We start from the raw sequence: 12,404 nt of genomic DNA, 5'->3' as shown, positions 1-12,404 counted from the left end.
GGAGTCAGGGTGGGGTCCTGTCGACAGATGAGAACGCCGCGGGGGGCGTGCCGGGGCGACGCGCAGCAGGGCGAGTGTCCGCGGAACACGCCCTAGCCCGGTCTCCCGGGGCGTCCTCGCGGCCCTGTCCGCGCGGACGCCCCGCCGGCCGGTCGCGCACGCGCCCCCGGCCGGGACCGCGTCGGCCTCAGCGGTCCGACCGCTCCTGCCGGTCGGCGCGGGCGCGGAACCAGTCGAGCATGAACCGCTGCGAGGCGATGCCGTAGTCGAGTGCCGCGCGCTGGTGGGCGACGATGTCGCGGTGCTCCTCCGCGACGTCCCTCGCGTCGAGGCCCCTGTCGAGGTCGGAGAGGGCGGCGAGGTCGTTCTCGATGCGCGCCGTGATGCGGCGCAGGACCGGCGCGCGTTCGTCCGGCTCCAGCAGTCCGAGGAAGAAGAGCCTGGACAGCGCCGCGGTCTCCAGGTCGGATCCGGTCGGATCCCCCGTCATCCAGGCGCGGAACTCCTCGCGGCCCGCGCCGGTCACGCGGTACACCTTGCGGCCCCGGCCCCCGGGCTCGACGCTGGCGACCTCGATGGCCCCCCGGGCGAGCAGGGAGTCGAGCGCCCGCCTGATGCTGCCGGAACTGGCGCTGTAGAAGAGCGCGACGCCGGCCTCGAACCCCTTGATGAGGTCGTAGAAGCTCTGCGGGGCGATCAGGAGCAGTCCGAGGATCACGTGGGCCATGGGACGAGTGTAGACCCGTTGACTCTCATAGACATGTCTAATAGTCATATAGAGACCGTCGGTCCCCGGACCCGGACGCCGAAGGCACGGCGACGGGCCGACCCCCGCACACCAGGAGCCCGCGTGACACCACCGCCCGCCACCACCCGCGCCCAGGACAACCGGGTGCCCCCCGGCGTCGACGACCGCCTGACGCGCCTGCTGGAGAACCTCGTCGCGCGGCCCGGCATCCACCACGCCAACCTCGCCCTCGCGAGCGGCGACGGCGGGCTGCGCTGGTCCGCCGCCTCAGGGCCCGCCGACGACCGGCCGCCGCGCCCCGACACCCCCTTCTTCGTCGCGAGCGTCACCAAGCGCTTCATCGTCACCCTGGTGCTCCAGGCGCACGAGCGCGGCGAACTCGACCTGGCCGCGCCGATCGGCCGGTACCTGCCCCCGGAGGTGCTCACCGGGCTCCACGTCCTCCGGGGCACGGACCACACGTCCGCGATCACGGTCCGCCACCTGGCGAGCCACACGTCGGGGCTGCCCGACCACTTCGAGAGGCGCCGAGGCGGCCCGAGCCTGTACGAGCACCTCGGCCGGGGCCGGGACCTGGCCTGGACGTTCGAGGACACGGTACGGACCACACGCGAACTGCAGCGCCCCCACTTCGCGCCGCAGGACCTCGACGCGCCCCGGCAGAAGGCCCGCTACTCCGACACCGGGTTCCAACTGCTCATCCGCATCGTGGAGACGGTGACCGGCCGGCCGTTCGCCGCCCTGCTGACCGAACGCGTCCTCGCCCCGCTCGGCCTGGCCCACACCTGGCTACCGGGGCACCGACCGCCGGACCCGGCGACCGCCGAGCCCTCGCCCCTCCACACGGGACGGCGCCCCGTCCGGCTGGACTCGCTGATCGCCTCCTCCAACGACCTGTTCAGCACCACCGCGGACCTCCTCGCCTTCCAGAGGGCGCTGCTCGGCGGCAAACTCCTCGGGGAGGCCCGCTCGCTGGCCGCGCTCACCGAGCGGCGCAACCGGCTGCGCAACATCCCCGTCCTCCGGTACGGCCTGGGCACCATGTTCTTCACCGTGGGACGGCTCGCGTCCCCGGTGGGCCGTCCCGTCACCCTCGTGGGCCACTCGGGGGCCACCGGGACGTGGCTCTTCCACTGTCCCGAACTGGACCTGCACCTGGCCGGCACCGTCGACCAGACCAGGGGGCAGGCCGTCCCCTTCCGGCTCATGGCGCGGTGCCTGGGAGCCTGGCGCACATGAGGGCCGCCCCGCCGGACCGCGTCCCCGGCGCGCTCCGCCCGAGCGGCGCCGCCGGTTCGGCGCGGACCCCTCCACCGGACGGGGGGCCCGGGGCAGGACCGGCTCCGGACCGCAGGCCCCGGCCCTCAGGCGCGTTCGGCGGCGTCCAGGCACCCGGCCGCCTCGGCGACCTCGTCCTCGTTGAAGACCGCGACGCCGTGGTCCCTCAGCAGTTGGGCCGTCACCCCCGCGCCCGCCAGCTTGCGTCCGCCGAAGGTCCCGTCGTACACCTCGCGGGATCCGCAGGACGGGCTGGACTCCTTGAGGACCGCCACCTCCACCCCGTGCTCCCGGGCGGTGGCAAGGGCCGCGCGGGCGCCCCGCACGAAGTGCTCGGTCACGTCCGCGCCCTCGGGGGTGAGGATGCGCGCCCGTCCGGCGAGCACGTCGGCCGCCGTCGCGCCGGGCTCGATCTCCGCGGGCGGGCGGGGCACGGGCAGCCCGCCGGCGATCTCCGGGCAGTGCACCACGAGCCGCCCCTCCTCCCGCCAGCGCGCGACCCGGTCGTCCCCGATCGCCTTGGAACGCCCGTCGTAGCGCACCCTGCGCCCCATCAGACAGGCGCTGACCAGTACCTTGCGCATGGGCTCCCTCTCTCCGCTCTCCCCCGCGCTGCCACGCTACCCCGGCGGCGACACGGCCGAACCGCACGGGTTAATCACAAAAAGTGATTAACCTGGTGCTTTGGGTGACACTTGGGTGGACTCACCGAGGGGGAGACGTGAGCGAGTCACAGCCTCAGGGCCGAAAGGCCCTGGAGACGGACCACAGGACGACCCGGAAGGCCGTCACCGCCGCCGCGATCGGCAACGCGACCGAATGGTACGACTTCGGCGTCTACAGCTACCTGGCCGTCACCATCGGGCTGGTGTTCTACCCCTCGCAGTCCCAGGGCGTGCAGCTCATCGCCACCTTCACCACGTTCGCCGCCGCCTTCCTGGTCCGCCCCCTGGGCGGCCTGTTCTTCGGCCCCCTGGGCGACCGCATCGGCCGCAAGCAGGTCCTCGCCTTCACCATGCTGCTCATGGCCGTGAGCACCTTCTCCATCGGGCTCATCCCGTCGGCCGCCACGATCGGCATCGCCGCGCCGGTCCTGCTGCTGGTCGCCCGCATGCTCCAGGGCTTCTCCACCGGCGGCGAGTACGGCGGCGCCACCACCTTCATCGCCGAGTACGCGCCCGACCGGCGCCGCGGGTTCCTGTCCTCCTGGCTGGAGTTCGGCACGGTCAGCGGCTACGTCGGCGGCGCCGGCATCGTCACCCTGATGACCCTGGTGCTGGGGCCGGAGGGCATGCTCGCCTGGGGCTGGCGCATCCCGTTCCTGCTCGCCCTCCCGCTGGGCGGCATCGGCCTCTACCTGCGGCTCAAGCTGGAGGAGACCCCGGTCTTCAACCAGAACACCGAAGGTTTCGCCAAGAACGCCGAGGGCGGGCACCGCAAGGGCCAGCTCCGGGAGACGGTCGTCGGCCAGTGGCGGACCATCCTCCTGTGCATCGGACTCGTGATGGTCTTCAACGTCAACAACTACATGGTGACCGCGTACATGCCCACCTACCTGGAGGCCGAGCTCGGCTACAGCGCCTCGCTCGCACTGGTCATGACCCTGGCCGCCATGGTGCTGATGCTGGTCGGGGTCACCCAGTTCGGGCGCCTCAGCGACCGGGTGGGGCGCAGGCCCGTCCTCGCCTCCGGGAGCCTCCTCTCGATCGTGCTGGCCCTGCCCGCGTTCTGGCTGCTGCAACAGGCCGGCGTGTGGGCCGTCGCCCTGGGCATGGTCCTCCTGGCGGTGACCCTGGTGCACTTCTCCGGAGCGGCCCCCTCCACCCTGCCCGCGTTCTTCCCCACCAAGGTGCGCTACGGCGCCCTGGCGATCAGCTTCAACGTGTCGGTGGCGCTGTTCGGCGGCACCACGCCGCTGATCGCGGAGACGCTCGTGCAGTCCACCGGGAACCTCTACTCCCCCGCCTGGCTGCTGATGATCGCGGGCGTGGTGGGACTCGTGGTGGTGTGGCACATGGACGAGAGCGCGAACCGGCCGCTCCCGGGAGCGCCCGCCATGGAGTCCGCGCCCCGCACCGCGCGGGACGGCACCCGCCTGCCCTACCCGAGGCCGAGCGGGGAGTCGGGGAAGTTCGTCCCGCCGAGCAACGTGCGCAGGCTGCCCTCCGACTCCTGACCGTGCCCGGCCCGGCAGCGTGCCCGGGGGCACCCCGGCACACGACGAGGGGGAGCCTCTCCGTCGGAGAGGCTCCCCCTGTGCGTGCGGACGCCCCGGCTGTCGCGGGCCCGGGACGGGCCGCGCGACACCGCTCAGCGGCGCCGGTGCTTGCGGTCCGGACGCACGCTGCCCTTGGAGGCACGGCCCGGCGTCGCGCCCTTCTTCTCACGGATGCGCATGCTGATGTGCACCGGGGAGCCGTCGAACCCGAAGTCCTCCCGCAGGCGCCGCTCGATGAAGCGGCGGTAGTTGTCCTCCAGGAACCCGGTGGTGAAGAGGACGAAGTGCGGCGGGCGCGAACCCGCCTGCGTCGCGAACAGGATCTTGGGCTGCTTGCCGCCGCGCACCGGCGGCGGGGTCGCGGCCACGAGGTCCTTGAGCCAGTTGTTCAGCTGACCGGTCGAGATGCGCTGGTTCCACCCCGCCAGGCTGGTCTCGATCGCCGGGACGAGCCGCTCCATGTGGCGGCCGGTCTTCGCCGAGACGTTGACGCGCGGCGCCCAGGAGACGCGCGCCAGCTGGCGGTCGATCTCCTTCTCCAGGTAGTTCCGGCGATCCTCGTCGAGGATGTCCCACTTGTTGAACGCCAGGACCAGGCCGCGCCCGGCCTCCACGACCTGCTCCACGACCCGGATGTCCTGCTCGGCCAGCGGCTCGCTGACGTCCATCAGGACCACGGCGATCTCGGCGCGCTCCAGGGCGGTGCCCGTGCGCATGGTCGCGTAGTAGTCGGCGCCCTGCAGCGCCCGGAACCGGCGGCGGATGCCGGCGGTGTCGATGAACTTCCAGGTCTTGCCGCCGAGGTCGATCAGCTCGTCGACCGCATCGCGGGTCGTGCCCGCCACGGAGTCCACGACCACCCGGTCCTCACCGGCGAGGCGGTTGAGCAGGCTCGACTTGCCCACGTTGGGGCGTCCGAGCAGGGCGATGCGGGGAGGGCCGTCCTCGCCCTCGTCCTCGGTGTCGCCGACGAGCTGCTCGGGGAAGGCCTCCACGACGGCGTCCAGCAGGTCGCCGGTGCCGCGCCCGTGCAGGGCGCTGATCGGGTAGGGCTGGTCGACGCCCAGCTGCCACAGGGCGAGCGCGTCGGCCTCCTGCATGTTGCCGTCGACCTTGTTGGCGGCCAGGATCACGGGGCGCTTCGTGGCGCGCAGGACCCGGGTGACGGCCGCGTCGGCGTCGGTGACGCCCACGGTGGCGTCCACCACGAACAGGATGACGTCGGCGGTCTGCGCGGCGTACTCGGCCTGGCGCGCCACCATGGCGGCCAGCCCGCTGACGCTGGTCTCCCAGCCGCCGGTGTCGACGAGCGTGAACTTGGTGTTCTGCCACTCGGCGTCGTAGGCCACCCGGTCACGGGTCACGCCCGGCACGTCCTCGACCACGGCCTCGCGGCGGCCGATGATGCGGTTGACCAGGCTGGACTTGCCCACGTTGGGGCGTCCCACCACGGCCACCACGGGGAGGGTCGCGGGTTCGGCGCCGTCCAGCCCCTCATGGCCGACGTCGGAGATGTCGAAGTCACTCATGTACTGCTCCCGGTTCTAGGTCCCCGCGCGCCCAGGATGCGTGCCGCGAGGATGCGAATGGTCGACCTGTCCCGGAGATTCCGGGGCAGGCGTGTCCGCGCGGACGCCGACGGCGTCCGCGTACTGCCACGGGGAGGAACCCCCGCGGATGTCCGTGTGTTCCCCCGAAGGGGTGTTCGTGACCGGTCCCACCGTGCCGCGGGTCCGCCCCGCGGCCCCGGATCGGCCCGTCCGCCCCGCTAGCGGGCGCCGGCCTCGTCGGCCAGCTTGACGACGAGGGCGACCACCTCGTCCAGGGTCAGCCCGGTGGTGTCGAGCTCGGTGGCGTCGGCGGTCTGCGTCAGGGGCGAGTGGGTCCGGCTGGAGTCCAGCTTGTCGCGCCGGGCCAGGTCGGCCTGGGTGGCGGCGACGTCGCTGGTCCGGACCTCCTTGCTGCGCCGCTGGGCGCGGGCCTCCGGGCTCGCGGTCAGGAACAGCTTGACCGGGGCGTCGGGAGCGACCACGGTCGTGATGTCACGGCCCTCGACCACGATACCCGCACCGGCGGCACGGGCTGCCGCGATGACCTCGCGCTGCGTGCGCACCAGCAGCTCACGGGCCTCGGGCACGGCGGAGACCGCGCTGACGCTGCCCGTGACCTCCTTGCTCCGGATCTCGGCGGCCACGTCGCGGCCGTCGACGGAGACCGAGGGCGCATTGGGGTCGGTGCCCATGGTGATGACGGGGCGCTCGACGGCGGCGGCCACCGCCGCGGCGTCCTCGACGTCCACGCCGTTGTCGAGCATCCACCAGGTCAGCGCGCGGTACATCGCGCCGGTGTCGAGGTACCGCAGGTCCCGCGCCTTGGCCACGCCCCTGGACGTGCTCGACTTGCCCGACCCGGAGGGACCGTCGATCGCGATGACGATGCCCTCGGTGCTGTCCTGCGCGCTCACTGCCGTTGACTCCTGGTGACGTTCACTTGTGCCGACGCCCAAGCGTACCCGTGGCAGCGGCCTGCTCTTGACTGGAATCGGCGGGTTCGTACGGCCCCGGCCGACCGGCGCCGCCCGGGACCGGGGGCGCCCTCGCGGGCGGGCCGGGCCGGAACCAGGCCCGGCGGCCCCGCCCCCCGGGAAGGACGCTCCTGCCCCGGGAGGGGTCTCAGACGCCCGGGTGGACCGACCACCCGTCGGCCGCGAGCGATCGTGCGAACGCGTCCACCGCCTCGGGCAGCACGTACAGCTGCGCCACGCCCAGCGGCAGGCCCGGGGTGTGCTCGATGCGCACGTCCTCGATGTTGACCCCCGCGTCCGCCGCGGCGGCGAACAGACGTCCCAGCGTGCCCGGCTCGTCGGGGATGACCACGGGCATCACCGTGTACTCGGGCAGCCGCACCGTGCCGTGCTTGCCGGGGATGCGGCCGTGTCCCGACCTGCCCCGCTCCAGGAGGTCGCGCACCGGGGCGAGGGCCTCCGCCGGGGCCGGCAGGCTCGCCCCCGACGCGCCGGAGGCCGACCCGGCGCGGGAGGCCGTGTCCCCGGCCGCGCCGTCCGCCTCCCCCGCCACCTCGCGCAGGGCGTCGGCGGTCGCGACGAGGTCGGCGGCCACCGCGTACAGCACCTCGGAGACCGGGGCCGCGTTGTGCGTGAGGATCTCCGTCCACATGGCGGGGTCGCCGCCCGCCACCCGGGTGACGTCCCGCACGCCCTGCCCCGCCAGGGAGAGGGCTGCGGTGTCGCCCGCCACCAGGCGCGCGGCCACCGCCGACGAGGCCACGTGCGGGGCGTGCGAGACCAGCGCCACGGCGCGGTCGTGCGCCCCGGCGTCCAGCACCAGCGGATCGGCCCCGCACAGGCGGGCGAGCTCCGCCACCGCCGCGACGGTCTCCGGACCGGCCTTGCCCGTGGGGCACAGCGCCCACGAACGGCCCAGGAACAGGTCGGCGCGGGCGGCACCGGGCCCCTGCTTCTCCCGGCCGCCCATCGGGTGCCCGGGAACGAACGTGGCCATGTCGCAGCCCAGCCGCTCGGCCTCGGCGAGCACGCTCGCCTTCACGCTCGCCACGTCCGTGTACACGTGGGCGAGCCCGCGGTCCTGTGCGCGGCGCAGCACCTGCGGGACGACGGCGGGCGGGGCGGCGACGACCGCCACGTCGGCGGGGGCCGCCGACGGGTCGGCGGTCTCGTCCAGGGGCCTGCCGGCGCCCAGGTCGCACGCCAGGCGCAGCGACGCGGGGTCCGGGTCCGTCAGGACGACGTCGACGTCGCGGGCGCGCAGCGCCAGGGCTATCGACGTGCCGATCAGCCCCGCCCCGATCACCGTGACCCGGCGCACCACGTCCCGGCGCTCCCCGTCCCCGACCGTGCCGCTGGTGTCGCCCACTGCTCCCCCGCCTCCGATGTGTGCTGGTCCCCCAAGCCTACGACCTGCCGGGGGAGCCGTTCCGCACCCTACTGCGCGATGTCCAACCGCAGCGCCTGGGCGCCGCGCAGGTACACGTGCTGCAACTCGGCGCGCGGGCGGTCCGTCTCCACGTGCGCCATCAGGCGCACCACGCGGGGCAGGGCGTGCGGGACGGCGATCTCGGCCGCGCACATGAGCGGGACGTCGGTGAAGCCGATCTTGCGCGCCGCGAGCGCCGGGAACTCGCTCGTCAGGTCGGGGGTCGCGGTGAACAGGACGCTGATCACGTCGTCGGTCCGCAGGGCGTTGCGCCGCATCACCTCGGAGACCAGTTCGACCGTGGCCTCCAGCACCTGATCGCGTTCGTCCGCGTCCACCTGCACCGCACCCCGGATGGCCCGTACCGCCACGTTCGATCCCGCCTTGTCGTCGTACTCGTCGTTCGCGTGCCGCCCCCGGAAGCGGGAGCGGCGGCCGCCGCCCGGGAGACCCGGGCCGACGACCGCCGTCAACTGTATCTACAGCCGCCCCTACAGACCGGCCGCGGAGTAGAGCTCACTGACCTCGCGAGAGGTCAGGGCCCGCATCGTGCCCAGCTTGAGGGTGTTGAGATCGATCGGACCGACCTGGGTGCGCGCGAGGTCGGCGACCGGGTGGCCGACGGCCTCCATGAGGCGCCGCACGATGTGCTTGCGGCCCTCGTGCAGCCGGATCTCGACGAGCGCCTTGGGGGGCTCGTTCTCGACCACGCGGAAGGAGTCGACCTGGACCGGGCCGTCCTCCAGCTCGATGCCCTTCTGCACCTCGCGCACGACGCGGTGCGGGACCGGGCCCGGCACCATCGCGATGTAGGTCTTGACGACCTTGTAGCGCGGGTGGGTGAGCCGGTTGGCGAGCTCGCCGTCGTTGGTCAGCAGGATGAGACCCTCGGTCTCGGTGTCCAGCCGGCCGACGTGGAAGATCCGCTCCTCGGTCTGACCGGTGTAGTCGGCCAGGGTGGGGCGGCCCTCCGGGTCCCACATGGTGCTGACGACGCCGCGCGGCTTGTTGAGCGCGAAGTACAGCTTGTCCGGGGCGGTCACGACGCGCATGCCGTCCACGCGGATCTCGGAGGCCTCGGGGTTGACCCGGGCTCCGAACCTGCGCACGACCTGCCCGTCCACGCTGACGCGTCCGGCGGCGATCATCTCCTCGCTCGCGCGCCTGCTGGCGACGCCGGCCGCGGCGAGCGCCTTCTGGAGCCGGATGCCGCCCTCGACGTCGGTGTAGGTGTCGCGGCCCTCCTCGGCGCGGTCCTCGTCCTTGGGGTCGAAGTCGGCCCGCAGGGCGTTGAGGCGCTCGCGCGCCGCCTTCGACAGCTGGCTCTCGCTCTTGGGGCCGCCCGGCGTGCCCTCGCGCCCGCCCTGGGCGCGGCGCTCGTCGCGGGCCCGGCTCGCACGGTCCCCGTGGGAACGGCTCTCGCCGCGCCCCCGGTCGTCCCGTCCGCCCCGGTAGCCGCCCCGGTCGCCCTGGTAACCGCCGGAGCGGCTGTCGTCACGGCCGCCGCGGAACTCACGGCGCTCGCCCGAACCCTGGGCGGGACGGCTGTCCCGGTCCCCCCGGAAGCCGCCACGGCTGTCGCGGTCGCCACCGAACGAGCGGCGCCCGCCCGCACCCTGGCCGCCGCGGTCGTCGCGACCGCCGCCGGGGCCGCGGCCGCCGCGCTCGAAGCGCCCGCCGCCGCGCTGGTCGTCACGGCCGCGGTAGCCACCGCGGTCGCCGCCGGATCGGTTGTCGCGGTCGCCGCCGAAGGAGCGGCGGTCCCCCGAACCCTGGCCGGCGCGGTCGTCGCGACCGCCGCGGTAACCGCCCCGGTCGCCCTGGTGTCCGCCGGGCCGGCTGTCGTCACGGCCGCCGCGGAACTCACGGCGCTCGCCCGAACCCCGGTTGTCGCGGTCCCCGCCGAAGGAGCGGCGCTCGCCCGAACCCTGACCGGCGCGGTCCTCGCGACCACCGCGGAAACCGCCCCGGTCGCCGCCGCGGCTGCGGTCGTCACGGCCGCCGCGGAACTCACGGCGCTCGCCCGAACCCTGGGCGGGACGGCTGTCCCGGTCCCCCCGGAAGCCGCCACGGCTGTCGCGGTCCCCGCCGAAGGAACGGCCCTCAGCGCGGTCGTCACGACCACCGCGGTAGCCGCCGCGGTCGCCGCCGGAACGGCTGTCCTCGCGCCCGCCGCGGTAGCCGCCGCGGTCGCCCTGGTAGCCGCCGCGGCCGCGGTCGTCGCGGCCGCCGCCGAAGGAGCGGCGCTCGCCCGAACCCTGACCGGCGCGGTCCTCGCGCCCGCCTCGGAAACCGCCCCGGTCGCCGCCGCGGCTGTCGCGGTCCCCGCCGAAGGAGCGGCGGTCCCCCGAACCCTGGCCGCCGCGGTAACCACCGCGGTCGCCCTGGTGGCCGCCGGAGCGGTTGTCGTCGCGGCCGCCGCGGTAGCCGCCGGAGCGGTTGTCGCGGTCACCACCGAAGGAACGGCCCTCGCCGCGGCCCCGGTCGCCTCCGCGGTCGTCACGGCCCCGGTAGCCACCGCGGTCGCCGCCGGAGCGGCTGTCGCGGTCGCCGTGGGGGCGCCGGTCGTCGCGGCCCCGCGGGCCGCGCTCGTCACGCTGACCGCCTCGGGGGCGGTCGTCGCGGCGGCCGTGGCCACCGCGGTTGTCGTAGTCGCCGCGCTCACCGCGCGGGGCGTCGTCCCGCGCACCGCGGGAACTTTCATTAGGTGTGCTCACCGGTGTCGTCTAGACCTTCGATGTCGTCGGGGAGGAACGGCGCCAGATCAGGCAGCTCGTCGAGGCCTCGCAGGCCCAACCGTTCCAGGAAATAGGAGGTGGTCCGATACAGCTGCGCACCGGACTCTGCGTCGTGTCCGGCCTCTTCGATCAGGCCCCTCAGTACGAGGGTACGCATAACTCCGTCACAGTTGACACCGCGTACTGCGGAGACCCTGCCACGGGAGACCGGCTGCCGGTAGGCCACCACCGCCATCGTCTCCAGTGCGGCCTGCGTGAGCCGCACCTCCTGCCCCTCCCGGAGGAAGTGCTCGACGACGTCGGCGCATTCGGGGCGCGTGTACACACGCCACCCGTCGGCCACCGCCCTCAGGTCGAAACCCCGCCCCTGCTCGGTGTATTCCCGGGAGAGGTCCTCCAGTGCCGCGGAGACGACCGTGACGGGGACGTCCAACGCCTTCGCCAGTTCGTACTCCGACACGGGCTGGTCGACCACCATGAGCACGGCCTCCAGGTCGCGCCGCAGGGTGGGCGGGGCCTCGGCCCCGCCCACCCCGATCGTGTCCTCGCAGGTCACTTCCGCTCCTCCCCCGGTTCCACCGCGTCCGTCCCGTCGTACTCGCTCTCCAGCTCGACCTCGCCCTCACCACCGGTCCAGGTGACCAGCAGCTCTCCCAGGGGCTCGGGCTGGTCGAAGCCCACACTGGACGCCCGGTACAGCTCCAGCAGGGCCAGGAACCGGGCGATGACCTCGAAGGTACCGGTGCAGGCCGCCGTGAGCTCGGCGAACGTCAGCCGACCGTGCTCGCGCAGTTCGGCGACCATCAGCTCGCCCTGCTCCTTGACGGAGGTCTTGGTCTGGTGGATGTGGGTGACGGGCACGCTCGGCGCTTCCCTGGGCGTGAACACCAGGCCCGCCAGTGCCGCGAACTCCTGCGGGCCCAGCCGGAAGATCACCTCGGGCCTGAGCGCCGCGAACTGCTCCTCCAGGGGGACGGCGCGCGCGTAGCGGCGCCCCTGGGAGGCCAGCCGGTCGCGCATGAACGAGGCGACCTCCTTGTACGCCCGGTACTGGAGCAGCCGGGCGAACAGCAGGTCGCGGGCCTCCAGCAGGGCCAGGTCGGCCTCGTCCTCGACGTCGCCGCGCGGCAGCAGGCGGGCCGCCTTCAGGTCCAGGAGCGTCGCCGCGACCAGCAGGAAGTTGCTGGCCTGGTCCAGGTCCCAGTCGTCGCCGAACGTGCGGATGTGCGCGATGAACTCGTCGGTGACCTTCGACAGGGACACCTCGGTGATGTCCAGCTTGTGCTTGGAGATCAGCCCCAGGAGCAGGTCGAAGGGCCCCTCGAAGTTCTCCAGGTGCACCTGGAAGGCGTTCTCGTCCACCTCGGAGGTGTCCACCGGGCTCCGCTCAGCCGCCATGGCCGCGACCCCACGTCGTCTCACTCATGCGAACAAGGGTGTCACCGGCCGGACCCCACCGGTGACACCCG

The 12,404-nt window shown here is 73.7% G+C and carries 11 protein-coding genes; 2 read left to right on the top strand and 9 right to left on the bottom strand.

From position 1 onward, the window contains the following. Nucleotides 1-187: 187 nt before the first annotated feature. Complete coding sequence (locus tag ACFQBR_RS02615) at nucleotides 188-727, bottom strand: PadR family transcriptional regulator (RefSeq protein ID WP_344180161.1); 540 nt, start codon at nucleotides 725-727, stop codon at nucleotides 188-190. A 123-nt stretch (nucleotides 728-850) separates the two neighbouring features. On the opposite strand from ACFQBR_RS02615, the gene ACFQBR_RS02610 reads away from it, so the two are divergent. Further along, a complete protein-coding gene (locus ACFQBR_RS02610) occupies nucleotides 851-1,987 on the top strand; it encodes a serine hydrolase domain-containing protein (protein WP_344180163.1) in 1,137 nt (378 codons plus the stop codon). A gap of 125 nt (nucleotides 1,988-2,112) precedes the next feature. Here the strand turns inward: ACFQBR_RS02610 and ACFQBR_RS02605 are convergent, their stop codons facing one another. Further along, on the bottom strand, nucleotides 2,113-2,610 hold the full coding sequence (locus ACFQBR_RS02605; protein WP_344180165.1) for a 2-thiouracil desulfurase family protein: 498 nt from the start codon (nucleotides 2,608-2,610) through the stop codon (nucleotides 2,113-2,115). A gap of 137 nt (nucleotides 2,611-2,747) precedes the next feature. Here ACFQBR_RS02605 and ACFQBR_RS02600 point away from each other — a divergent pair, with 137 nt between their 5' ends. After that, nucleotides 2,748-4,202, top strand: a complete 1,455-nt coding sequence (locus tag ACFQBR_RS02600) for an MFS transporter (RefSeq protein WP_344180167.1) — start codon at nucleotides 2,748-2,750, stop codon at nucleotides 4,200-4,202. Between the two features lie 134 nt (nucleotides 4,203-4,336). On the opposite strand, the gene der is transcribed toward ACFQBR_RS02600, so the two are convergent. The 7 genes from der to ACFQBR_RS02565 all read right to left on the bottom strand — a co-directional run bounded on the left by der (nucleotide 4,337) and on the right by ACFQBR_RS02565 (nucleotide 12,333). Then, entirely contained in the window at nucleotides 4,337-5,773 is a 1,437-nt protein-coding gene (gene der / locus ACFQBR_RS02595; protein WP_267945725.1) for a ribosome biogenesis GTPase Der, read from the bottom strand. Between the two features lie 239 nt (nucleotides 5,774-6,012). Continuing rightward, the gene (cmk, locus tag ACFQBR_RS02590; protein ID WP_344180170.1) at nucleotides 6,013-6,708 is read right to left on the bottom strand and encodes a (d)CMP kinase; all 696 of its coding nucleotides are present in this window, start codon (nucleotides 6,706-6,708) and stop codon (nucleotides 6,013-6,015) included. Nucleotides 6,709-6,916: 208 nt separating this feature from the next. Beyond that, complete coding sequence (locus ACFQBR_RS02585; protein WP_378551898.1) at nucleotides 6,917-8,137, bottom strand: prephenate dehydrogenase; 1,221 nt, start codon at nucleotides 8,135-8,137, stop codon at nucleotides 6,917-6,919. 68 nt (nucleotides 8,138-8,205) lie between these two features. Next, a complete protein-coding gene (gene aroH, locus ACFQBR_RS02580; RefSeq protein ID WP_267950445.1) occupies nucleotides 8,206-8,568 on the bottom strand; it encodes a chorismate mutase in 363 nt (120 codons plus the stop codon). Nucleotides 8,569-8,688: 120 nt separating this feature from the next. Further along, a complete protein-coding gene (locus ACFQBR_RS02575; protein ID WP_378551896.1) occupies nucleotides 8,689-10,914 on the bottom strand; it encodes a pseudouridine synthase in 2,226 nt (741 codons plus the stop codon). Further along, on the bottom strand, nucleotides 10,901-11,491 hold the full coding sequence (scpB, locus tag ACFQBR_RS02570) for an SMC-Scp complex subunit ScpB (RefSeq protein ID WP_267945729.1): 591 nt from the start codon (nucleotides 11,489-11,491) through the stop codon (nucleotides 10,901-10,903). The genes ACFQBR_RS02575 and scpB overlap by 14 nt, the downstream gene beginning before the upstream one ends. After that, nucleotides 11,488-12,333: a segregation and condensation protein A gene (locus ACFQBR_RS02565; protein ID WP_267945730.1), complete on the bottom strand. Its 846-nt coding sequence runs from the start codon at nucleotides 12,331-12,333 to the stop codon at nucleotides 11,488-11,490. Before ACFQBR_RS02565 ends, scpB begins: the two co-directional genes overlap by 4 nt. Nucleotides 12,334-12,404 lie beyond the last annotated feature (71 nt).

It is taken from the genome of Nocardiopsis tropica, assembly GCF_042660575.1.
In the GTDB taxonomy this organism is placed as follows: Bacteria; Actinomycetota; Actinomycetes; order Streptosporangiales; family Streptosporangiaceae; genus Nocardiopsis; species Nocardiopsis tropica.
The sequence above is the reverse complement of the archived record's forward strand: the minus strand, read 5'-3'. Positions and strand labels throughout refer to the sequence as shown.